The sequence below is a fragment of the Citrobacter pasteurii genome, assembly GCF_019047765.1.
In the GTDB taxonomy this organism is placed as follows: domain Bacteria; phylum Pseudomonadota; class Gammaproteobacteria; order Enterobacterales; family Enterobacteriaceae; genus Citrobacter; species Citrobacter pasteurii.
Genome location: NZ_CP077262.1, coordinates 4,302,528 through 4,324,697, shown reverse-complemented (window position 1 = coordinate 4,324,697; position 22,170 = coordinate 4,302,528). Strand labels below are relative to the sequence as shown.

Here is a 22,170-nt window from a genome sequence, read left to right as displayed (position 1 = left end):
AATTTGGCGAGATTATACGATGATCAAACAAAGGACACTTAAACGTATCGTTCAGGCGACTGGCGTCGGTTTACATACCGGCAAAAAAGTCACGCTGACGCTACGCCCTGCGCCGGCCAACACCGGGGTCATCTATCGTCGCACCGACTTGAATCCTCCGGTAGATTTCCCGGCCGATGCCAAATCTGTGCGTGATACCATGCTCTGTACGTGTCTGGTCAACGAGCATGATGTGCGGATTTCAACCGTTGAGCACCTTAATGCTGCTCTGGCGGGCTTAGGTATCGATAACATTGTTATTGAAGTTAACGCCCCGGAAATCCCGATCATGGATGGTAGTGCTGCTCCATTCGTCTACCTGCTGCTTGACGCAGGTATTGAAGAACTGAACAGTGCGAAGAAATTTGTCCGCATCAAAGAGACCGTTCGCGTCGAAGATGGCGACAAGTGGGCTGAATTCAAGCCGTTTAATGGTTTCTCGTTGGATTTTACCATCGACTTTAACCATCCGGCGATTGATGCCAGCACGCAGCGCTATGCGATGAACTTCTCTGCTGATGCGTTCATGCGCCAGATCAGCCGTGCGCGTACTTTCGGCTTCATGCGTGATATCGAGTATCTGCAGTCCCGTGGCCTGGCCCTGGGCGGCAGCTTCGATTGTGCCATCGTTGTTGACGATTATCGCGTACTGAACGAAGACGGCCTGCGTTTTGAAGATGAATTCGTTCGTCACAAAATGCTCGACGCGATTGGTGACTTGTTCATGTGTGGTCACAACATTATTGGTGCATTCACCGCGTATAAGTCCGGTCATGCATTGAATAACAAACTGTTGCAGGCGGTCCTGGCAAAACAGGAAGCCTGGGAATATGTGACCTTCCAGGACGACGCAGAACTGCCGCTGGCGTTCAAAGCGCCTTCGACTGTACTGGCATAATAACTATACACAAAATCATTCAAGTTGCATCAAGGCGGCAACTGAGCGAATCCTCAGGAACGTACGACCAGTACGTGACTGGGGTGAGAGAAGGCAGCCAACAAAGAGGCAGCTTGAAGGATGAAGTGTATATCTGTCGTATAAATTCGACTGGTCAATCTGGCACTCTCTCCGGCCAGGTGAGCCAGTCGTTTTTTTTATCCTCCGATAGCTCACCGTCTTTTTCGATGCGACTTTTTTCCCGCTGTCAGATTAAAATACAGCGCGATCGCTGCTTTCTTAAGCATATTTAACCACGGCTTGCTGTCATTACTGCTGTGGAGTGCGCGCTTTAATGATAAGATTTGTGCGCAAAAATCGTTTTGAATTTATAACCCCAAATGCAGGGTAGATCAGGTGGCACTAACGTGAGTGGAATACTGACGCGCTGGCGACAGTTAGGCAGACGGTACTTCTGGCCGCATCTCTTATTAGGGATGGTCGCGGCAAGTTTTGGCCTGCCCGCGATCGGTAATGCCGCTGAACCGAATACGCCCGCGAAAGCGACCGCCAGCAACCACGATCAATCCGCTAAGGTTAACTTTAGCCAGCTTGCTTTGCTGGAAGCCACTAACCGTCGCCCGAATTTTACTGTCGATTACTGGCATCAACATGCCATTCGTACGGTTATCCGCCATCTTTCTTTTGCCATGGCGCCTCAGGCGTTGCCCGTTGCCGATGAGCCATTGCCAATCCAGGCGCACCATCTTGCGTTACTGAATACGCTCAGCGCGATGCTGACGCAGGAAGGCAGACCACCGGCGACTGTAAGTCGCGTGACATACGCCCATTTCACTTCTCAGGCCGCGTTTAGCGTTTCGGTCTGGATCAGCCAGCTGCAGGGTATCCGCGCTGGTCCTCAACGCCTCAGCTAAAAAAGAACCTTCCAACTTATAATTTTTGACTCCGCATCGCGGGGCGTTTGAGATTTTATTATGCTAATCAAATTATTAACGAAAGTATTCGGTAGCCGTAACGAGCGTACGCTGCGTCGTATGCGCAAAGTGGTCAACGTCATTAACGCGATGGAACCGGAGATGGAAAAACTCTCCGATGATGAGCTGAAAGCGAAGACTGCTGAATTCCGCGCGCGTCTGGAAAAAGGTGCCAGCGTTGAAAGCCTGATCCCGGAAGCATTTGCGGTAGTCCGTGAAGCCAGTAAGCGTGTGTTCGGTATGCGTCACTTTGACGTGCAGCTGCTGGGCGGTATGGTGCTTAACGATCGCTGCATCGCGGAAATGCGTACCGGTGAAGGTAAAACCCTGACCGCAACGTTGCCGGCCTACCTGAACGCATTAAGCGGGAAGGGCGTACACGTGGTGACCGTGAACGACTACCTGGCTCAGCGTGACGCCGAAAATAACCGCCCACTGTTTGAGTTCCTCGGTATGACCGTAGGGATCAACATGTCAGGTCTGCCGGCACCGGCCAAGCGTGAAGCCTACAATGCCGATATTACCTACGGAACCAACAACGAATACGGTTTTGACTACCTGCGCGACAACATGGCGTTTAGTCCGGAAGAGCGCGTTCAGCGTAAACTGCATTATGCGTTGGTGGATGAGGTCGACTCCATCCTGATCGATGAAGCACGTACGCCGCTGATCATTTCCGGCCCGGCTGAAGATAGCTCGGAAATGTACAAGAAAGTGAACAAAATTATTCCAAACCTGATCCGTCAGGAGAAGGAAGATTCTGACTCGTTCCAGGGCGAAGGCCACTTCTCTGTCGATGAGAAATCGCGTCAGGTTAACCTTACCGAACGTGGTCTGGTTCTGATTGAAGAACTGCTGGTGAAAGAAGGCATTATGGATGAAGGCGAGTCGTTGTACTCTCCGGGCAACATCATGCTGATGCATCACGTGACTGCCGCACTGCGCGCACATGTGCTGTTCACCCGCGATGTCGACTACATTGTGAAAGACGGCGAAGTTATCATCGTCGACGAACACACCGGACGTACCATGCAGGGGCGTCGCTGGTCTGACGGTCTGCACCAGGCTGTTGAAGCCAAAGAAGGCGTAGAAATTCAGAACGAAAACCAGACGCTGGCTTCTATCACCTTCCAGAACTACTTCCGCTTGTACGAAAAACTGGCCGGTATGACCGGTACAGCAGATACCGAAGCGTTCGAATTCAGCTCTATCTACAAACTGGATACCGTAGTTGTGCCGACCAACCGTCCGATGATCCGTAAGGATTTGCCGGATCTGGTGTACATGACCGAAGCGGAAAAAATTCAGGCCATTATCGAAGATATTAAAGAGCGTACCGCAAATGGCCAGCCGGTGCTGGTGGGTACTATCTCCATTGAAAAATCTGAAGTGGTCTCTAACGAACTGACCAAAGCCGGTATCAAGCATAACGTGCTGAACGCCAAGTTCCACGCTAACGAAGCGGCAATCGTCGCACAGGCGGGCTATCCGTCAGCCGTGACCATTGCCACTAACATGGCAGGTCGAGGTACGGATATCGTGCTGGGTGGTAGCTGGCAGGCAGAAGTCGCCGAGCTGGAAAATCCGACAGAAGAACAAATCGCACAGATTAAAGCTGACTGGCAGGTGCGTCACGACGCGGTGTTGGCCTCCGGTGGTTTGCACATCATTGGTACCGAACGTCATGAATCTCGCCGTATCGATAACCAGCTGCGTGGTCGTTCTGGTCGTCAGGGGGATGCGGGTTCTTCTCGTTTCTACCTGTCGATGGAAGATGCGCTGATGCGTATTTTTGCCTCCGACCGCGTGTCTGGCATGATGCGTAAACTGGGCATGAAGCCGGGTGAAGCGATTGAACACCCGTGGGTAACTAAAGCGATTGCTAACGCGCAGCGTAAAGTGGAAAGCCGCAACTTCGACATTCGTAAGCAATTGCTGGAATATGATGATGTCGCCAACGACCAGCGTCGCGCAATCTACACCCAGCGTAACGAGCTGCTGGATGTGTCCGACGTTAGCGAGACCATCAACAGCATCCGTGAAGATGTCTTCAAAGCAACGATTGATGCCTATATTCCGCCGCAGTCGCTGGAAGAAATGTGGGATATCCCGGGTCTGCAGGAACGTTTGAAAAACGATTTCGACCTCGGGATGCCGATTTCAGAGTGGCTGGATAAAGAGCCTGAACTGCATGAAGAGACGCTGCGCGAACGTATTCTGGCCAACGCTGTAGAAGTCTATCAGCGTAAAGAGGAAGTTGTGGGCGCGGAGATGATGCGTCACTTCGAAAAAGGTGTGATGCTGCAAACGCTCGACTCCCTGTGGAAAGAGCACCTTGCGGCGATGGACTACCTGCGTCAGGGTATCCACCTGCGTGGTTATGCGCAAAAAGATCCGAAGCAGGAATATAAACGCGAATCCTTCTCCATGTTTGCCTCTATGCTGGAGTCACTGAAATATGAAGTGATCAGCACCCTGAGCAAAGTTCAGGTGCGTATGCCTGAAGAAGTCGAAGCAATGGAGCAGCAGCGTCGCGAAGATGCTGAGCGTTTAGCGCAGATGCAGCAACTGAGCCATAAAGGTGATGATTCTGCTGTCGCAGAAGAGCTGGCGGCACAGACCGGCGATCGTAAAGTGGGACGTAACGATCCGTGCCCTTGCGGTTCAGGTAAAAAATACAAACAGTGCCATGGCCGTCTGAGCTAAGAAAGTAACTTACTGAAAAGGCGCAGAATTCTGCGCCTTTTTTATGGACGATAAATATGAAAGTACTGCAAATCTCTGTGGGAATTATTCGTAATCCGCAACATGAAATTTTTATCACCCAGCGTGCGGCTGATGCCCACATGGCAAATAAGCTGGAGTTCCCCGGCGGAAAAATAGAAGCGGACGAAACGCCGGAACAGGCGCTGGTTCGCGAGCTACAGGAAGAAGTTGGGATTACGCCGACTCAAAGCTCATTGTTCGAAACGCTGGAGTATCAGTTTCCGGACAGGCATATCACTTTATGGTTCTGGCTGGTTGAACGCTGGGAAGGTGAGCCATGGGGAAAAGAGGGGCAGCCGGCGCAGTGGATTGCGCAGAGTGCACTGAATGTAGACGATTTCCCGCCAGCCAATGAACCGGTGATCAAAAAGCTGATTGCTGGCTAATGACGTTCGTAGGCCTGATAAGCGTAGCGACATCAGGCGAAACAGCATAAAAATGCCGGATGCGGCGTAGCCTTATCCGGCCTACCGTTTTTGTAGAATTACTTCTGCTCTTCGCTCCAGTCGTCGCTTTCCGACAAGTCGCCTGAGCTTGGGATACGTTTCTCTTCTGCGGCCCACTCACCGAGATCGATTAACTGGCAGCGCTTGCTGCAGAATGGGCGAAACGGACTGACTTCTGCCCACACGACAGCTTTACCGCAGGTTGGGCAGTTTACGATAGTTTGTTCAGACATCTTAACTCCTTAACAGCACGCCAGATCGAAATCGAGGCGCTCAGGCACCTGACCGTTCTCGCTATCCAGTGGCATAAAGCGAATGGCAAAGCGGCTCTTATGACCCGAGATTTGCGGATAAAGCTGCGAAGCGAGCGGCAACTGTAAACGCAGTAGGTCTGCATCATCGCCGTTGTCCTGGTAAAAACCATTCAGGCTGGTTTGCTTACGAAACGGTGCAGAGTTACGGATTAAATCCAACACCAGAGACAATGCCTGGTTGAGAGGATTCAGGCTGGCAAGCCAGGTTTCAACCTGCGCGTCGCGATGCGATTGTGGTAAATGTAACCAGATATGCAGGGTCGGCAGATCGAAACTGCAGCACCCGCCAGGAATGCTTAAACGCTGACGCACGAGGCCAATCAGACGATCTTCGCGCAGGGTTTGTCCGATGCGCGGGGCAGCAATCAGAATGCTGCCCGCACTTTTTAACTGCTGACGTAAAGAGTCGATTCTGCTTTGATCGACGCCGGGAACTTCAACCCAGGCCTGAAGTTTTCGCTGCTGTCTTTCCAGCTCTTTGAGGAGTTCAGTACGGACTTCGCCACGTTCAAATACATCCAGTAAATCTCCTACATTGCGGAAAAAATGCAGTGCGCCTGCGTGATCCACAATGGGCAAATTAATGGAGAGTTGCTGGATCAGAAACTCAATGCGCAGCCATGTACGCATCTTCTCATTGAGAGGGTGTTCAAAAAGGACCTGGGTGTGCATTACGGTTTTTCCTGTGAGACAAACTGCGACGCGAATTGCAAATAGAGCGCGTGCAGGCGGGCGACATCCGAGACGATAGCACCCGGTGTGCCATTATTATCAATAACATCATCTGCCACGGCAAGGCGCGCTTCACGTGTTGCCTGGGCAGCAAGAATATGTTCCACATGCTCACGCGTGACGTCATCACGCTGCATAGTGCGTCTGAGCTGTGTTTCGGGGGTAACATCTACCACGAGTACGCGATCGGCTTTTTTATACAGCGCGTTTTCCACCAACAAGGGGACGACCCATAACAGATAAGGAGAGGTCGCTTGCTGAAACTGACGCTGTGTTTCCTGCTGAATAAGTGGGTGGAGCAAGGCATTTAGCCATTTTTTCTCATCAGGATCGGAAAAAATGCGTTCGCGTAAAATTCGCCGCTGTAACGAGCCATCCGCAGCAATAACGTCGGAACCAAAATGTTCTGCAATTGCCTGTAGGGCAGGCATGCCGCGTTCGACCACCTGGCGCGCAATGATATCCGCATCAATCACGTTTATTCCGAGGTCAGCGAATGCATTTGCAACGGTACTTTTACCACTGCCAATGCCGCCGGTTAAGGCTACCGTATACCTCATAGATGCAGATCCTGGAGTTTTGGTTTGATTATCAAACAGTTAAAAATTAAGCATGCGAAGGCGAAGCTGATGCAGGATTAACCTACTAATCGCCAGGTAAATTTATGGGATTGTAGCGTAAAAAAAGAGAATTTCGCAGTCTTGCGCGGCATTGATTAGTGCGTATGATAGCGTCACTGGAGTTGTGAGTTTCGATTTTTCGCCATTAACCCCAGGAATCCGCACATGCGTATCGAAGAAGATCTGAAGTTAGGTTTCAAAGACGTTCTTATCCGCCCTAAGCGTTCTACTCTCAAAAGCCGTTCCGATGTTGAACTGGAACGTCAATTCACCTTTAAACATTCAGGTCAGACCTGGTCCGGCGTGCCGATTATCGCCGCGAACATGGACACCGTTGGGACGTTTGCCATGGCAACGGCGCTTGCCTCCTTCGACATCCTGACCGCTGTGCATAAACACTATTCTGTTGAAGACTGGGCCGCTTTCATTGCGGACTCCTCTGCCGATGTACTGAAACACGTGATGGTTTCAACCGGGACGTCGGACACTGATTTCGAAAAAACCAAACAGATTCTGGCACTGAATCCAGCGCTGAACTTTATCTGCATTGATGTGGCAAATGGCTATTCAGAGCACTTTGTTCAGTTTGTGTCGAAAGCACGTGCGGCCTGGCCGACAAAAACGATCTGTGCTGGCAACGTGGTCACCGGCGAGATGTGTGAAGAACTGGTGCTTTCCGGTGCTGATATTGTCAAAGTGGGCATTGGCCCAGGTTCTGTATGTACCACCCGCGTAAAAACCGGCGTTGGCTATCCGCAGCTTTCTGCCGTCATTGAATGTGCTGATGCAGCGCACGGCCTGGGTGGCATGATTGTCAGCGACGGTGGCTGCACAATGCCGGGTGATGTGGCAAAAGCGTTTGGCGGTGGTGCGGACTTCGTGATGCTCGGCGGTATGCTGGCCGGCCATGAAGAAAGCGGCGGTAAAATCGTTGAAGAGAACGGTGAGAAATTCATGCTGTTCTACGGTATGAGCTCTGAGTCTGCTATGACGCGCCATGTTGGTGGTGTTGCTCAGTATCGTGCCGCTGAAGGTAAAACCGTTAAGCTGCCGCTGCGTGGCCCGGTTGATAACACCGCTCGTGATATCCTTGGCGGCCTGCGTTCTGCCTGTACTTATGTCGGTGCATCCCGTCTGAAAGAGCTGACCAAACGGACAACCTTTATTCGCGTACAGGAACAAGAAAACCGCGTTTTCAATAGCCTGTAAGAACAGATCGTACTGTTAAACGCCTGATGGCGCACAGCTTATCAGGCCTACGCTCATGCTCAGTGTAGGCCTGATAAGGCGTTTATGCCGCCGTCCGACATTTAAATTTATCCCACACCACTCATTGCATCTCCCAGATGAAAAATCGGTAAATACATTGCCACAACCAGCGTACCGATAATCAACCCCGTAATGACAAGCAAGGCTGGCTCAAGTAATGACGCCAAATTTTCGGCCTGAGACAGTGTGTACTCGCTGTGATGTCGGGCGAGGTTTTGCAACATCGCATCCAGAGAGCCGGAAACTTCACCGGTTCTCACCAGTTGCAAGCAAAGTGGACTAAATTCACCGCTATTTTTAAGCGCCAGCCATACCGGCTTCCCGGCACTGATATCGTGATGCACCTGTGCCAAACGTTGTGACCAATAAGGGCAGTTAAGGGTTTCGGTGACACTTTCCAGACCTTGCAGAAAGGGAATGCCCGCGTTTTGTGTTAATGCCAGTACGGTGAAGATCTGTGTGAGTTTTTGTCCCCTGACCATCGGCCCGATGATGGGGAAGTGCAGCAGTATTTTCTGGCGCAGAATAAGCCAGTAGGGTTTCTGCTTTATCAACCCGTATGTTGTTCCCAGCACCAGGCAGAGCAACCCTGCCAGCCATCCCCATCGACTGCTGTAGTGTGCCGCGACCATAATCCACTGAGTGAGCGCCGGTAGCGGAGTGTTGAACGTGCGATAGATAGCGGCAAATTCAGGTAACACAAAATGCAGCATCGCCAGCACGACCATTATCGCCATGGCAAGAATGATAATGGGATAGCGTAGTGCTTTTTTTACTTTATCCGCCAGTTGCTGTTGGTTTTTTTGCTGACGGGCAAGTTCAAAGCAGCAGTCGTCCAGTTTGCCCGTTAGTTCTCCGGTACGGATCATTGCCTGGTACAGTGGGGGAAATACGTGTTGCCACCGCGAAAGCGAGGCTGACAGCGCAATGCCTTGTTCCATGTCATAAGCCAGCGTGCGCAGTAATGCTTGCCACTGGTTGCTGGGATGCTGTTCAGCGAGCAGAGTTAACCCAGCGGAAAGCGTCAATCCCGCTTTAAGCAATGTCGCCAACTGGCGTATGGCTTCGGCACTGTTTGCTCTGCTCCAGTGCGAGGTTTTAATGCGCATCCGGTTAATGCGAACCGGTGTAATTTGCTGTTGTTCGAGCACAAACAGGAGCGATGGTCGGGTATCAGCCCACAGCATCCCTGCTACAGGCTGGCCTTCGTGGGTTATGCCTTGCCAGCGCCAGAGGTGTTTAGTTGGCATGGGGCGTGCCCAGTACGCGGATCAGTTCTTCAAATGTCGTTAACCCTTGTTCCACAGCCTGACAGCCATACTCGAAAATAGTACTCATGCCCGCTTGCTGAGCATCTGATTCCACAACGTCTGCCGATGAGCCATCGGCAATACGTTGCCGCAACGCAGGCGTAATGGGCAGAACTTCAAACAGCGCGGTTCGACCATAAAAACCGTGATAGCAGTGTTGGCAACCGGGTGCCTGCCAACGTGGTAGTGGCGTGGGCCAAAGTGTTGCCGGGAGTGTTATGGGAGTATCAAGTCGTCGCCGACAATGTGGGCATAATTTTCTGACTAATCGCTGCGCAACAATTAATGTCAGCGCGGAGGCAATCATCCAGCGTGCCACCCCCATTTGCTGCAGGCGCACCAGCGTTTCAGTGGTCGAATTGGTATGCAGCGTCGAAAGAACCAAATGACCGGTTTGTGCGGCTTTTAGGGCAATCTCAGCTGTTTCGCCGTCGCGGATTTCGCCTACCATAATAATGTCGGGATCCTGGCGCAGTAGTGCACGTAATACACCCTGAAAATTAAGCCCGGCGCGGGGATGAATTTGAGTCTGGTTAAGACCGCCGATCGGGATCTCTACCGGATCTTCCACGCTGCAAAGATTCACCTGCGGGGTGTTTCGGGTTTGTAGCGCACTGTACAGGGTAACCGTTTTGCCGCTCCCGGTCGGCCCGGTGACCAGAATCAAACCCTGTGGCTGCTGTAATGCTTGTGAAAACGCAGCCAGCTGTGCCTCATGCATGCCCAGTGCGTTGACTTCCAGCGTTTGATTAACCTGATGAAGCAGGCGTAGCACTACTTTTTCACCCCATCGGCAAGGCAGCGTGGCGATGCGAAACGAAATGGGGTCACTTGAAATCTCCACGGTAAATTGCCCATCTTGCGGGAGTCGGTGCTCGGCAATATCCAGACTGCCTAATACCTTTAATCTTGCAGTGAGAGCAATGCCCATCTCGGTTGTGACTTCCGGTAAAACATGCAGTACGCCATCCACACGTATCCTGACCCGGTAGTGATTCTCCGCAGGTTCAATATGAATATCAGAAGCCCGTTGTGCCAGAGCGGATTGGAACGTCTGATGCAGCAAGTCTGCGGCGCTGGCGCTGCTTTTAGTGACCACTGCCGGGAGCATTTTGCGTGGTGTATGCGTGTGGCCTTCCATTTGCTGGTGCGTCCAGCAAACAATGTCGATGCGTCGGGTAGTCGCAAAATGCAGTGCGTCCAGCAGCTCGTGGGATGGGGCATCCACGACGGCGATGTGCACCACTTCATTATCTGCATCCAGTAATATGGCCTGATAACGCTGGCACAGCGCCGTAAGTTGGGTGGTATTCATCTCTTTTCCTTAGTTGGCATCAAAGCGAAAAACGTCTTCGCAAGCCTGTTGCAGCGCGCTGTCATTCTGGATAGCGCAGTTGCGATTCCAGCCCGTTATGCCGTTGGCGTTGTCCCAACCTGGCGTCATGGTGATGCTTAGCCCATTCAGACTTTCCTGCCCAGTGAGGCTGACAACGCCTTTTTCCACGCTCATGGCGGAGACATAGCGGGTGGTGGTCGCAGAGGGGATGCCATTTGTTCCGGCATCACAGGTTTCTGTTCCGCCGTGCTCCAGCGCGCAGAGTTCGACGGCAGTACGGTAGGGGACAAAGGTTTGTAGCATGTCTGTCAGCGCAGCTTTGCGTAGATAGTTTTGATAAGCCGGAATGCCGATGGCGCTAAGAATGGCAATAATGCCAATGACCACCATGAGTTCGATAAGCGTGAAGCCTCGTTGTTTGTCCATTGTTGATTTGCTCCTTGAGTTAGCTGGCGCTACTTTGGCAAATCGAAGGGATTTTAGGCGAGGGGCAAAAAATAGAACGAGAAGGCCGGTTCAGATGAATGTTACGAAATTACAGAATCAGACAACGTATTTGCGAAGACGCTCGAATAAACTGCCGATCGGCGGCGTATACGGCTGGGGCTGTAGGCCCGATACGCGAAGCGCCACCGGGCAGAACAATCAGCGATTAACGAAAACGCATCGAGAGGTCGAGTGCGCGGACATGTTTGGTCAGTGCGCCCACAGAGATGAAATCCACGCCGGTTTCCGCGAATTCGCGCAGCGTTTCATAGGTGACGTTACCTGATACTTCCAGACGCGCCTGGCCGTTGGTACGTTTGACCGCTTCGCGCATTTGGTCGGTTTCGAAATTGTCGAGCATGATGATGTCCGCCCCGGCTTTCAGCGCATCGTCCAGTTCATCCAGACTTTCCACTTCTACCTCAACCGGCACGTCCGGGTGCAGCCAGAAGGCTTTTTCCACGGCCTGTTTCACCGAACCGGAAGCAATAATGTGGTTCTCTTTAATCAGGAAGGCGTCAGAAAGACCTAAACGATGATTCGCACCGCCGCCGCAGAGCACCGCGTATTTCAGCGCGGTACGCAGCCCCGGCAGGGTTTTGCGCGTATCCAACAGTTGGGTTTTTGTCCCCGCCAGCAGGTCGACGTATTTACGTACTTCGCTCGCCACGCCAGAAAGCGTCTGCACAAAATTAAGTGCGGTACGTTCGCCGGTCAGCAGTACGCGGGAAGGGCCGTCCAGTTCAAACAGCGGCTGATTAGCCTTAATGCTGTCGCCATCTTCGACATGCCAGGTGACGCTGACATCATCGCCAGCAAGCTGAATAAAGACCTCTTCCACCCAACGTTTCCCACAAAAAACGCCCTCTTCGCGGGTGATTACGGTAGCGTGGGAGCGCATGTCTTCGGGTAAAAGCTGTGCGGTGATATCGTTATTGGCATCAACTTCTCCGCCTAAATCTTCACGCAGCGCCTGAGCTACAGCGGCAGGGATATCGAGATTTATGCGTTCCAACAGCGCGTCACGTCGGTAGTCAGGGTTATAGCGGCGAGGCGGCATGATAAAACTCCAAATTGCTAACGAATCATAAGGTAGAAACATGCTACCCTGAACCTGATATGAGCACCACCAATAAGGAGATTCTGCATGTTGTTAGACGAGGGCTGGCTGGCAGAGGCGCGACGCGTTCACTCTCCTCATTACGATTGCCGCCCGGATGACGAAAGCCCTTCTTTGCTGGTGGTGCACAATATCAGCCTGCCACCCGGTGAATTTGGCGGCCCATGGATAGACGCGTTATTTACTGGAACAATTGATCCCAACGCCCATCCTTTTTTTGCACAAATTGCCCATTTGCGCGTTTCTGCCCATTGTCTGATCCGCCGTGACGGTGAGGTCGTGCAATATGTTCCCTTTGACAAACGTGCCTGGCATGCAGGCGTCTCCTGCTATCAGGGGCGTGAACGCTGTAATGATTTTTCAATTGGTATTGAGCTTGAAGGTACGGATACGCTGGCTTATACCGATGCGCAGTACCAGAAACTGGCTGCCGTGACAAACACCCTGATTACGCGTTATCCGGCGATTGCCAGTAACATGACTGGGCATTGCAATATTGCGCCCGAACGGAAGACCGATCCTGGGCCATCTTTTGACTGGGCAAGGTTTCGCGCCCTGGTCACCCCCTCGTCGCACAAGGAGATGACATGACGCTGTTTACAACATTACTGGTGTTGATTGTTGAACGCCTGTTTAAGCTGGGTGAGCACTGGCAGCTTGATCACCGGGTTGAAGCTTTTTTCCGCCGGATTAAGCATTTCTCGATGATGCGTACGGTAGGCATGACTCTTATTGCGATGGGAGTGACGTTTCTGCTACTGCGCGCACTTCATGGGCTGCTGTTTAACGTTCCGTTGCTGGTGGCGTGGATCTTAATTGGCTTGCTGTGCATCGGCGCAGGCAAGGCGCGCCTTCACTATCACGCTTACCTGAACGCGGCTGCTCGCGATGACGCTCACGCTCGTGATGCGATGGCCAGCGAGCTGACGCTTATCCATGGTGTTCCGCCGGACTGTGACGAGCGTGAGTTCCTGCGTGAACTGCAGAACGCGCTGTTATGGAACAACTTTCGCTTTTACCTGGCGCCGTTATTTTGGCTGATTGTCGGTGGCCCGTGGGGACCTGTGACGCTGGTTGGTTATGCCTTTTTACGTGCCTGGCAGTCCTGGCTGGCGCGCTATCAGACACCGCACCAGCGTCTGCAATCGGGTATTGATGCGATCCTGCATGTGCTGGACTGGATCCCGGTGCGTCTGGCGGGCGTGGTCTATGCGCTGTTAGGACACGGCGAGAAAGCGCTGCCAGCCTGGTTTGCGTCGCTTGCTGATCTGCATACTTCGCAATATCAGGTGTTGACGCGTCTGGCGCAGTTCTCGCTGGCGCGCGAACCTCATACCGATAAAGTCGAAACGCCAAAAGCTGCCGTTGCAATGGCGAAGAAAACCTCGTTTGTGGTGGTGGTGGTCATTGCGCTGCTGACAATTTATGGCACGCTGATCTAGCGATTGTTGCCGGATGGCGGTGTAGCCGCCTTATCCGGCCTGGCGCATATGTAGACCGGATAACGGTGCAATGACTCAATACGTATCCGCTGGCGGGACGCCAAAATCAGGCATGCCGTTTTCGTCCCAGCGCACGAGCTTCAAACGAGTATGGCGGTTTGGGTCGTACAGCGGATCGCCCTCGATTTCAGTGTAATTTCTCGCGTGGTACACCAGCACATCTTCACCTTTCGGCGTTAGCGTGTGGTGCTATACGGTGCTGGAACATCCCCAGTTTGTCGAGCGCCTGAGTGTGCGTGGCCGTAAAGTAGATGTACCACTTACCGGCAATAGCGTGGATCTCGGGGCCCAGATGAGCTGATTCACTAGGCTTTCCTTACGGTTTCAGTTGTTTTTATCTTGTGGTATTCATTCAGTTCACGGTAGTTGTCGCGGCGTTTTTCCAGGTCTGATTGGATTTTCTGCATAAATTCGCGGTCAACTTTTAGCAGACGAACCACGCCTGCGGTAATCAGATAACCGACGCCCGGAATAATAGTGAACAACAGCATAATGCCGTTAATCGCGGAGTCACTTTGCGCTTTAGCACCTGCGTCGTAACCGTACCAGGAGAGCAGGAAGCCCACCATCACGCCGACAATCGCCAGCCCCAGCTTCAGGAAAAACAGGTTGCCAGAGAAGCTGATCCCGGTGATGCGTTGCAGGATAACGCCGCTGATATGGACGAAACAGTTGTGAGAGGGAAAATGTGAGGCAGGTAACAACCCCCACCTGGTGCAGGTGGGGGAGGGACAATTAATGTGCTTTAACCGCGCCGGCGGTTTTCTGCTTGCACACGTAACCAATGCCAAGAATAGCAATCCATACCGGGATTAAGTACACAGAGATCGCCATGCCCGGCGTCATCAGCATAATCACCAGTACTGCGGCCATGAAAATCAGGCACACCCAGTTACCCAGCGGATAGAGCAGAGCCGGGAAGCGGGTGGTAACGCCCTGCTGCTGTTTGGCTTTGCGAAACTTCATGTGCGCCAGGCTGATCATTGCCCAGTTGATCACCAGGGCGGAAACCACCAGCGCCATCAGTAGACCAAAAGCGGATTCCGGCGCCAGATAGTTAATCAGCACGCACAGAGCCGTCACCAGCGCGGAAACCAGAATGGTGTTCACCGGTACGCCGCGTTTGTCGACGTTCATCAGCGCTTTTGGCGCGTTACCCTGTTGTGCCAGACCGAACAGCATGCGGCTGTTGCAATATACGCAGCTGTTATAGACAGAAAGCGCGGCGGTCAGCACCACGACGTTCAGCGCGTTGGCAACAAACGTATCACCCAGTTCATGGAAAATAAGGACAAACGGGCTGGTATCCGCCGTGACGCGTGTCCACGGCATCAGGGAAAGCAGAACCGCCAGCGAACCCACATAGAAAATCAGGATACGGTAGATAACCTGGTTGGTGGCTTTGGGAATGCTTTGCTCCGGGTTATCGGCTTCTGCTGCGGTGATCCCGACCAGCTCCAGCCCACCGAAAGAGAACATAATAATCGCCATCATCATCACCAGACCGGTGAAGCCGTGCGGCAGGAAGCCCCCCTGACTCCACAGGTTGCTAACGCTGGCCTGCGGGCCGCCGTTGCCGCTGAACAGCAGCCAGCCGCCGAAGATAATCATCGCGACCACGGCAATGACTTTAATAATGGCAAACCAGAACTCCATCTCACCAAACACTTTTACGTTGGTCAGGTTAATGGCGTTGATCAGTACGAAGAAGGCAGCCGCAGAGGCCCAGGTTGGGATCTCCGGGTACCAGAACTGGATATATTTACCGACTGCAGTCAGCTCAGCCATGGCAACCAGCACGTACAGTACCCAGTAGTTCCAGCCAGAGGCGAAACCCGCGAAACTGCCCCAGTATTTATAAGCAAAGTGGCTAAAGGAGCCTGCTACCGGCTCTTCAACCACCATTTCACCTAACTGACGCATAATCAAAAAGGCGATAAAGCCGGCAATAGCGTAACCCAGAATAATACCCGGTCCTGCAGACTGGATAACGGATGCGCTACCGAGGAATAACCCGGTACCAATCGCGCCACCCAGCGCGATTAGCTGTATATGGCGGTTCTTAAGACCGCGCTTGAGCTGATCGCCATGCTGTTGACTTTCCATCATTAAACCTCGTGTGTGGTTTTACTCTTCATCTTTCGAGTACTTATTTTTTGAACTACGCAGCAATGCGTGTGTAAGTTTGCAATTCCGTTTGTTGTATTAATTTGTTTACAGATGATTTGGATGAAATGTTGCCTAAGTGCTTTTGTCTTGATCAGAATAATGATATGCGAGCGCGAATGCACCTGCTTTATGCGGGCAAGCTGACGAGTTGAATAAAAAGAAACCATTTGTAAATGCGAGTTTATCTACCACAAAATTTCCATTTTGAATTTTTATTCATTATTTGTGGTTTAATAATCGATAAATAAGCAGGTGAATCGGTTCAGATGCGATAACTTTTCGTTTCAATTCCGTTAAAACTACCCCGTGGTGGGTAAATTTAACATTTGTGCATAGTTACATGTTTGAAACGTTATTTCTGTAATGTTGTTAAAATATGCCCCCTTTACTGATTTCAATCAAAACCTGTATGGACAGAAGGTGAATACTTTGTTACTTTAGCGTCAAGAACATGAAATTGGTAAGACCAATTGACTCCGGGCAAATGGCTTAAGACAGGAAATCATGGCCTACAGCAAAATCCGCCAACCAAAACTCTCCGATGTGATTGAGCAGCAGCTGGAGTTTTTAATTCTTGAGGGGACACTTCGCCCCGGAGAAAAACTCCCACCGGAACGCGAGCTGGCAAAACAGTTCGACGTCTCCCGCCCCTCCTTACGCGAGGCGATCCAACGCCTTGAAGCGAAGGGGTTACTGCTTCGTCGTCAGGGCGGTGGCACTTTTGTTCAGAGCAGCCTGTGGCAGAGCTTTAGCGACCCACTGGTAGAGCTGCTCTCCGACCATCCTGAATCCCAGTTTGACCTGCTTGAGACGCGCCATGCGCTGGAAGGTATTGCCGCTTATTACGCTGCACTACGCAGCACGGATGAAGACAAAACGCGTATCCGTGAACTCCACCATGCGATCGAACTGGCTCAACAGTCCGGCGATCTTGACGGCGAATCTGATGCGGTACTGCAGTATCAAATTGCTGTCACCGAAGCGGCACATAATGTGGTGCTGCTCCATTTGCTAAGGTGTATGGAGCCGATGCTGGCCCAGAATGTTCGGCAAAACTTCGAATTGCTGTATGCGCGTCGCGAGATGCTGCCGCTGGTAAGCAGTCACCGTACCCGTATCTTTGAAGCAATTATCGCCGGGAAGCCGGAGGAGGCGCGTGAAGCGTCGCACCGTCACCTGGCCTTTATCGAAGAGATTCTGCTGGACAGAAGCCGTGAGGAAAGTCGTCGTGAACGCGCCTTACGCCGCCTGGAGCAACGAAAGAATTAGTGATTTTTCTGGCGGAACGTTAACCAGAAGATGTTGTAAATCAAGCGCCAATTAAAGTGCGCGGCAACTAAACGCAGAACCTGTCTTATTGCGCTTTTGGTTGTTCAAAATAATTCGGGTTGTATCGCGGCGGCAAGCGCGCGAGTCGCCAGGAGCATAGTGAACTATGTGACTGGCGCGAGGAAGCGCAGCCAACAAAGAGATAACCTGAAGTATGAAGAACAAAGAACGCAATGGGACAGGTTCCAGATAACTCAACGTATTAGATAGATAAGGAATACCCCCATGTCAGAACGTTTCCCAAATGACGTGGATCCGATCGAAACTCGCGACTGGCTACAGGCGATCGAATCGGTCATCCGTGAAGAAGGTGTTGAGCGTGCTCAGTATCTGATCGACCAACTGCTTTCAGAAGCTCGCAAAGGCGGCGTGAAAGTAGCGGCAGGTGCAGGGGCCAGCAATTATGTAAACACTATTGCCGTTGAAGATGAACCGGAATACCCGGGCAATCTGGAGCTGGAACGTCGTATTCGTTCTGCTATCCGCTGGAACGCCATCATGACCGTACTGCGCGCGTCTAAAAAGGACCTCGAGCTGGGTGGCCACATGGCATCCTTCCAGTCCTCCGCAACGGTATATGATGTTTGTTTCAACCACTTCTTCCGTGCACGCAATGAGCAGGATGGCGGCGACCTGATTTACTTCCAGGGCCACATCTCTCCGGGCATCTATGCACGCGCATTCCTGGAAGGTCGTCTGACCGAAGAGCAGATGAACAACTTCCGTCAGGAAGTTCATGGCAAAGGCCTGTCTTCCTACCCGCACCCGAAACTGATGCCTGAATTCTGGCAGTTCCCGACCGTATCTATGGGTCTGGGTCCAATCGGTGCTATCTACCAGGCTAAATTCCTGAAGTATCTGGAACACCGTGGCCTGAAAGATACCTCTAAACAAACTGTTTACGCCTTCCTGGGCGACGGTGAGATGGATGAGCCAGAATCTAAGGGTGCTATCACCATCGCGACCCGTGAAAAACTGGACAACCTGGTCTTTGTTATCAACTGTAACCTGCAGCGTCTTGACGGCCCGGTAACCGGTAACGGCAAGATTGTTAACGAACTGGAAGGCATCTTCGCGGGCGCTGGCTGGAACGTTATCAAAGTCATGTGGGGCGGTCGTTGGGATGAGCTGCTGCGTAAAGACACCAGCGGTAAACTGATCCAACTGATGAACGAAACCGTTGACGGCGACTACCAGACCTTCAAATCCAAAGATGGCGCATACGTACGTGAGCACTTCTTCGGTAAATACCCGGAAACCGCAGCGCTGGTTGCGGACTGGACTGACGAGCAGATTTGGGCTCTGAACCGCGGTGGTCACGATCCGAAGAAAGTCTACGCTGCACTGAAAAAAGCGCAGGAAACCAAAGGCAAAGCAACTGTAATCCTCGCCCATACCATCAAAGGTTACGGCATGGGTGACACCGCCGAAGGTAAAAACATCGCTCACCAGGTTAAGAAAATGAACATGGACGGCGTGCGTTACATCCGCGACCGTTTCAACGTTCCTGTGACCGATGAGCAGGTTGAAAACCTGTCTTACATCACCTTCCCGGAAGGTTCAGAAGAGCACACCTATCTGCACGCTCAGCGTCAGAAGCTGCACGGCTACCTGCCTGCTCGTCAGCCGAACTTCACTGAGAAGCTGGAACTGCCGGCTCTGGAAGACTTCGGTGCGCTGCTGGAAGAGCAGAACAAAGAAATCTCCACCACTATCGCCTTCGTTCGTGCTCTGAACGTGATGCTGAAGAACAAGTCGATCAAAGATCGTCTGGTGCCGATTATCGCTGATGAAGCGCGTACTTTCGGTATGGAAGGTCTGTTCCGTCAGATCGGTATTTACAGCCCGAACGGCCAGCAGTACACCCCGCAGGACCGTGAGCAGGTTGCTTACTACAAAGAAGACGAGAAAGGTCAGATCCTGCAGGAAGGTATCAACGAGCTGGGTGCTGGCGCATCCTGGTTGGCGGCTGCGACTTCTTACAGCACCAACGATCTGCCGATGATCCCGTTCTACATCTACTACTCCATGTTCGGGTTCCAGCGTATCGGTGACCTGTGCTGGCAGGCTGGCGACCAACAGGCTCGCGGCTTCCTGATCGGTGGTACTTCCGGTCGTACGACGCTGAACGGCGAAGGTCTGCAGCACGAAGATGGTCACAGCCATATTCAGTCTCTGACTATCCCGAACTGTATCTCTTACGATCCGTCCTACGCGTATGAAGTTGCGGTCATCATGCACGATGGTCTGGAGCGTATGTACGGTGAGAAACAAGAGAACGTTTACTACTACATCACCACGCTGAACGAAAACTACCACATGCCGGCAATGCCAGCAGGTGCCGAGGAAGGTATCCGTAAAGGTATCTACAAACTCGAAACCCTCGAAGGTAAGAAAGGTAAAGTTCAGCTGCTGGGCTCCGGTTCTATCCTGCGTCACGTCCGTGAAGCAGCACAGATCCTGGCGAACGACTACGGCGTAGGTTCTGACGTTTACAGCGTCACTTCCTTCACTGAACTGGCGCGTGATGGCCAGGATTGTGAGCGCTGGAACATGCTGCACCCGATGGAAACGCCTCGCGTTCCGTACATCGCTCAGGTGATGAACGACGCGCCGGCAGTGGCATCTACTGACTATATGAAACTGTTTGCCGAGCAGGTTCGTACTTATGTACCGGCTGATGATTATCGCGTACTGGGTACTGACGGTTTCGGTCGCTCTGACAGCCGTGAAAACCTGCGTCACCACTTCGAAGTTGATGCTTCATACGTGGTTGTAGCGGCCCTGGGCGAACTGGCTAAACGTGGCGAAATCGATAAGAAAGTGGTTGCAGATGCAATCATCAAATTCAACATCGATGCAGATAAAGTTAACCCGCGTCTGGCGTAAGAGGTAAAAGAATAATGGCTATCGAAATCAATGTACCGGACATCGGGGCTGATGAAGTTGAAATCACCGAGATCCTGGTCAAAGTGGGCGACAAAGTTGAAGCTGAACAGTCGCTGATCACCGTAGAAGGCGACAAAGCCTCTATGGAAGTTCCGTCTCCTCAGGCTGGTATCGTTAAAGAGATCAAAGTCTCTGTTGGCGACAAAACTGAGACCGGCAAACTGATCATGATTTTCGATTCCGCCGACGGTGCAGCAGCAGCTGCACCTGCTCCGGCAGAAGAGAAGAAAGAAGCCGCTCCGGCAGCAGCACCTGCTGCGGCAGCGGCGAAAGAAGTCCACGTACCGGACATCGGCGGCGACGAAGTTGAAGTTACCGAAGTCATGGTTAAAGTGGGCGACACCGTAGCGGCTGAACAGTCTCTGATCACCGTCGAAGGCGACAAGGCTTCCATGGAAGTTCCAGCGCCGTTCGCGGGCGTGGTGAAAGAGATCAAAATCAACACCGGCGACAAAGTGTCTACCGGTTCCCTGATTATGGTCTTCGAAGTGGCGGGCGCAGCGCCTGCTGCAGCACCGGCTCAGACTGCCGCTCCGGCAGCAGCGGCGGCTCCGGCTGCTTCCGGCTCGAAAGAAGTTAACGTACCGGATATCGGCGGTGACGAAGTTGAAGTTACCGAAGTGATGGTGAAAGTGGGCGATAAAATTGCCGCTGAGCAGTCACTGATCACCGTTGAAGGCGATAAAGCGTCAATGGAAGTTCCGGCACCGTTCGCGGGCACCGTGAAAGAAATCAAAATCAGCACCGGCGACAAAGTGAAAACCGGTTCTCTGATTATGGTCTTCGAAGTCGAAGGCGCAGCACCGGCTGCCGCTCCTGCGCAAGCAGCTGCTCCGGCTCCGGCCGCAGCACCAGCGCCTGCGCAAGCCGCAGCTCCGGCCGCGAAAGCGGAAGGCAAATCTGAGTTTGCTGAGAACGACGCTTACGTTCATGCAACGCCGCTGATTCGTCGCCTGGCGCGCGAATTCGGTGTGAACCTGGCGAAAGTGAAAGGTTCTGGCCGTAAAGGTCGTATCCTGCGTGAAGACGTTCAGGCTTACGTGAAAGACGCTATCAAGCGTGCTGAAGCGGCTCCGGCTGCAGCAGCAGGCGGCGGTATCCCGGGCATGCTGCCTTGGCCGAAAGTGGACTTCAGCAAGTTTGGTGAAATTGAAGAAGTGGAACTGGGTCGTATCCAGAAAATCTCGGGTGCTAACCTGAGCCGTAACTGGGTGATGATCCCGCATGTTACGCACTTCGATAAGACCGATATCACCGATCTGGAAGCGTTCCGTAAACAGCAGAACGCCGAAGCTGAAAAACGTAAACTGGACGTGAAATTCACCCCAGTAGTCTTCATCATGAAAGCCGTTGCCGCTGCTCTGGAACAGATGCCGCGCTTCAACAGCTCCCTGTCTGAAGACGGTCAGCGCCTGACCCTGAAGAAATACATCAACATTGGTGTGGCGGTAGATACGCCGAATGGTCTGGTTGTTCCGGTCTTCAAAGACGTGAACAAGAAGAGCATTACCGAGCTGTCTCGTGAACTGACCGTGATCTCCAAGAAAGCGCGTGATGGCAAGCTGACCGCTGGCGAAATGCAGGGCGGTTGCTTCACCATCTCCAGCATCGGTGGCCTGGGTACTACCCACTTCGCGCCGATTGTGAACGCGCCGGAAGTGGCTATCCTCGGTGTCTCCAAGTCCTCTATGGAGCCAGTGTGGAACGGTAAAGAGTTTATGCCGCGTCTGATGATGCCGATTTCGCTCTCCTTCGACCACCGTGTAATTGACGGTGCGGATGGTGCGCGCTTTATCACCATCATTAACAACATGCTGTCTGACATTCGCCGCCTGGTGATGTAAGCGAAAAAGCCGGCCCGACGGCCGGCTTTTTTCTGGTAATCTCATGAAGTCAGTGAGGTTATTGTGC

General features: G+C 52.4%; 18 protein-coding genes and 2 pseudogenes. 10 read left to right on the top strand and 10 right to left on the bottom strand.

What is annotated here, in order from left to right:
- Positions 1-19 precede the first annotated feature (19 nt).
- From lpxC to mutT, 4 genes are all read left to right on the top strand, one after another.
- Positions 20-937: a UDP-3-O-acyl-N-acetylglucosamine deacetylase gene (gene lpxC, locus I6L54_RS20930; RefSeq protein ID WP_003018750.1), complete on the top strand. Its 918-nt coding sequence runs from the start codon at positions 20-22 to the stop codon at positions 935-937.
- A 407-nt stretch (positions 938-1,344) separates the two neighbouring features.
- Positions 1,345-1,851: a secA translation cis-regulator SecM gene (gene secM, locus I6L54_RS20925; protein ID WP_040229980.1), complete on the top strand. Its 507-nt coding sequence runs from the start codon at positions 1,345-1,347 to the stop codon at positions 1,849-1,851.
- A gap of 60 nt (positions 1,852-1,911) precedes the next feature.
- Entirely contained in the window at positions 1,912-4,617 is a 2,706-nt protein-coding gene (secA, locus tag I6L54_RS20920) for a preprotein translocase subunit SecA (protein ID WP_040229981.1), read from the top strand.
- A gap of 56 nt (positions 4,618-4,673) precedes the next feature.
- Entirely contained in the window at positions 4,674-5,063 is a 390-nt protein-coding gene (gene mutT / locus I6L54_RS20915; RefSeq protein WP_040229983.1) for an 8-oxo-dGTP diphosphatase MutT, read from the top strand.
- A gap of 98 nt (positions 5,064-5,161) precedes the next feature.
- On the opposite strand, the gene yacG is transcribed toward mutT, so the two are convergent.
- From yacG to coaE, 3 genes are read right to left on the bottom strand one after another with little or no spacing between them, the layout of a single operon-like run.
- Positions 5,162-5,356 carry a DNA gyrase inhibitor YacG gene (yacG, locus tag I6L54_RS20910; RefSeq protein WP_005124648.1) on the bottom strand — a complete coding sequence of 65 codons (195 nt, stop codon included), beginning with the start codon at positions 5,354-5,356 and terminating at the stop codon, positions 5,162-5,164.
- A gap of 9 nt (positions 5,357-5,365) precedes the next feature.
- Positions 5,366-6,109, bottom strand: a complete 744-nt coding sequence (gene zapD, locus I6L54_RS20905) for a cell division protein ZapD (protein WP_005124651.1) — start codon at positions 6,107-6,109, stop codon at positions 5,366-5,368.
- Complete coding sequence (gene coaE / locus I6L54_RS20900) at positions 6,109-6,729, bottom strand: dephospho-CoA kinase (protein WP_040229984.1); 621 nt, start codon at positions 6,727-6,729, stop codon at positions 6,109-6,111. Before coaE ends, zapD begins: the two co-directional genes overlap by 1 nt.
- A gap of 225 nt (positions 6,730-6,954) precedes the next feature.
- Here coaE and I6L54_RS20895 point away from each other — a divergent pair, with 225 nt between their 5' ends.
- Positions 6,955-7,998 carry a GMP reductase gene (locus I6L54_RS20895; protein WP_040229985.1) on the top strand — a complete coding sequence of 348 codons (1,044 nt, stop codon included), beginning with the start codon at positions 6,955-6,957 and terminating at the stop codon, positions 7,996-7,998.
- 107 nt (positions 7,999-8,105) lie between these two features.
- Here the strand turns inward: I6L54_RS20895 and hofC are convergent, their stop codons facing one another.
- The 4 genes from hofC to nadC all read right to left on the bottom strand — a co-directional run bounded on the left by hofC (position 8,106) and on the right by nadC (position 12,250).
- Entirely contained in the window at positions 8,106-9,308 is a 1,203-nt protein-coding gene (gene hofC / locus I6L54_RS20890) for a protein transport protein HofC (RefSeq protein WP_040229987.1), read from the bottom strand.
- A complete protein-coding gene (gspE, locus tag I6L54_RS20885) occupies positions 9,298-10,683 on the bottom strand; it encodes a type II secretion system protein GspE (protein ID WP_040229988.1) in 1,386 nt (461 codons plus the stop codon). The genes hofC and gspE overlap by 11 nt, the downstream gene beginning before the upstream one ends.
- A 9-nt stretch (positions 10,684-10,692) precedes the next feature.
- Positions 10,693-11,130, bottom strand: coding sequence for a prepilin peptidase-dependent pilin (gene ppdD, locus I6L54_RS20880; protein ID WP_040229990.1), 438 nt, complete (start codon positions 11,128-11,130; stop codon positions 10,693-10,695).
- 226 nt (positions 11,131-11,356) lie between these two features.
- Entirely contained in the window at positions 11,357-12,250 is an 894-nt protein-coding gene (nadC, locus tag I6L54_RS20875; protein WP_040230042.1) for a carboxylating nicotinate-nucleotide diphosphorylase, read from the bottom strand.
- An 87-nt stretch (positions 12,251-12,337) separates the two neighbouring features.
- Here nadC and ampD point away from each other — a divergent pair, with 87 nt between their 5' ends.
- Both ampD and ampE read left to right on the top strand, forming a co-directional pair.
- Positions 12,338-12,901, top strand: coding sequence for a 1,6-anhydro-N-acetylmuramyl-L-alanine amidase AmpD (gene ampD / locus I6L54_RS20870; RefSeq protein WP_040229991.1), 564 nt, complete (start codon positions 12,338-12,340; stop codon positions 12,899-12,901).
- Positions 12,898-13,752, top strand: coding sequence for a beta-lactamase regulator AmpE (gene ampE / locus I6L54_RS20865; RefSeq protein ID WP_040229993.1), 855 nt, complete (start codon positions 12,898-12,900; stop codon positions 13,750-13,752). Before ampD ends, ampE begins: the two co-directional genes overlap by 4 nt.
- Positions 13,753-13,827: 75 nt before the next feature.
- On the opposite strand, the pseudogene I6L54_RS20860 reads toward ampE, so the two are convergent.
- The 3 genes and pseudogenes from I6L54_RS20860 to aroP all read right to left on the bottom strand — a co-directional run.
- A pseudogene (locus tag I6L54_RS20860) lies at positions 13,828-13,995 on the bottom strand (family 43 glycosylhydrolase); the annotation flags it as partial.
- A gap of 122 nt (positions 13,996-14,117) precedes the next feature.
- Positions 14,118-14,453, bottom strand: a pseudogene (locus I6L54_RS20855) (MFS transporter); the annotation flags it as partial.
- Between the two features lie 94 nt (positions 14,454-14,547).
- On the bottom strand, positions 14,548-15,921 hold the full coding sequence (aroP, locus tag I6L54_RS20850; RefSeq protein WP_167335584.1) for an aromatic amino acid transporter AroP: 1,374 nt from the start codon (positions 15,919-15,921) through the stop codon (positions 14,548-14,550).
- A 564-nt stretch (positions 15,922-16,485) separates the two neighbouring features.
- On the opposite strand from aroP, the gene pdhR reads away from it, so the two are divergent.
- The 3 genes from pdhR (at position 16,486) to aceF (ending at position 22,103) form a co-directional block, all read left to right on the top strand.
- Positions 16,486-17,250 (top strand): pyruvate dehydrogenase complex transcriptional repressor PdhR, encoded by a 765-nt coding sequence (pdhR, locus tag I6L54_RS20845; protein ID WP_003018699.1) that lies wholly within the window; start codon positions 16,486-16,488, stop codon positions 17,248-17,250.
- Positions 17,251-17,535: 285 nt separating this feature from the next.
- A complete protein-coding gene (aceE, locus tag I6L54_RS20840; RefSeq protein WP_040229997.1) occupies positions 17,536-20,199 on the top strand; it encodes a pyruvate dehydrogenase (acetyl-transferring), homodimeric type in 2,664 nt (887 codons plus the stop codon).
- A 14-nt stretch (positions 20,200-20,213) separates the two neighbouring features.
- Positions 20,214-22,103, top strand: a complete 1,890-nt coding sequence (gene aceF / locus I6L54_RS20835; RefSeq protein ID WP_040229999.1) for a pyruvate dehydrogenase complex dihydrolipoyllysine-residue acetyltransferase — start codon at positions 20,214-20,216, stop codon at positions 22,101-22,103.
- The last annotated feature ends 67 nt before the right edge of the window (positions 22,104-22,170 follow it).

What these genes read in the sequence shown, in the direction of transcription:
- lpxC (WP_003018750.1), top strand. Translation starts at nt 20, where the DNA reads ATGATCAAACAAAGGACACTTAAACGTATCGTTCAGGCGACTGGCGTC.
- secA (WP_040229981.1), top strand. Translation starts at nt 1,912, where the DNA reads ATGCTAATCAAATTATTAACGAAAGTATTCGGTAGCCGTAACGAGCGT.
- mutT (WP_040229983.1), top strand. Translation starts at nt 4,674, where the DNA reads ATGAAAGTACTGCAAATCTCTGTGGGAATTATTCGTAATCCGCAACAT.
- yacG (WP_005124648.1), bottom strand. Translation starts at nt 5,356, where the DNA reads ATGTCTGAACAAACTATCGTAAACTGCCCAACCTGCGGTAAAGCTGTC.
- zapD (WP_005124651.1), bottom strand. Translation starts at nt 6,109, where the DNA reads ATGCACACCCAGGTCCTTTTTGAACACCCTCTCAATGAGAAGATGCGT.
- coaE (WP_040229984.1), bottom strand. Translation starts at nt 6,729, where the DNA reads ATGAGGTATACGGTAGCCTTAACCGGCGGCATTGGCAGTGGTAAAAGT.
- I6L54_RS20895 (WP_040229985.1), top strand. Translation starts at nt 6,955, where the DNA reads ATGCGTATCGAAGAAGATCTGAAGTTAGGTTTCAAAGACGTTCTTATC.
- hofC (WP_040229987.1), bottom strand. Translation starts at nt 9,308, where the DNA reads ATGCCAACTAAACACCTCTGGCGCTGGCAAGGCATAACCCACGAAGGC.
- gspE (WP_040229988.1), bottom strand. Translation starts at nt 10,683, where the DNA reads ATGAATACCACCCAACTTACGGCGCTGTGCCAGCGTTATCAGGCCATA.
- ppdD (WP_040229990.1), bottom strand. Translation starts at nt 11,130, where the DNA reads ATGGACAAACAACGAGGCTTCACGCTTATCGAACTCATGGTGGTCATT.
- nadC (WP_040230042.1), bottom strand. Translation starts at nt 12,250, where the DNA reads ATGCCGCCTCGCCGCTATAACCCTGACTACCGACGTGACGCGCTGTTG.
- ampD (WP_040229991.1), top strand. Translation starts at nt 12,338, where the DNA reads ATGTTGTTAGACGAGGGCTGGCTGGCAGAGGCGCGACGCGTTCACTCT.
- ampE (WP_040229993.1), top strand. Translation starts at nt 12,898, where the DNA reads ATGACGCTGTTTACAACATTACTGGTGTTGATTGTTGAACGCCTGTTT.
- aroP (WP_167335584.1), bottom strand. Translation starts at nt 15,921, where the DNA reads ATGATGGAAAGTCAACAGCATGGCGATCAGCTCAAGCGCGGTCTTAAG.
- pdhR (WP_003018699.1), top strand. Translation starts at nt 16,486, where the DNA reads ATGGCCTACAGCAAAATCCGCCAACCAAAACTCTCCGATGTGATTGAG.
- aceE (WP_040229997.1), top strand. Translation starts at nt 17,536, where the DNA reads ATGTCAGAACGTTTCCCAAATGACGTGGATCCGATCGAAACTCGCGAC.
- aceF (WP_040229999.1), top strand. Translation starts at nt 20,214, where the DNA reads ATGGCTATCGAAATCAATGTACCGGACATCGGGGCTGATGAAGTTGAA.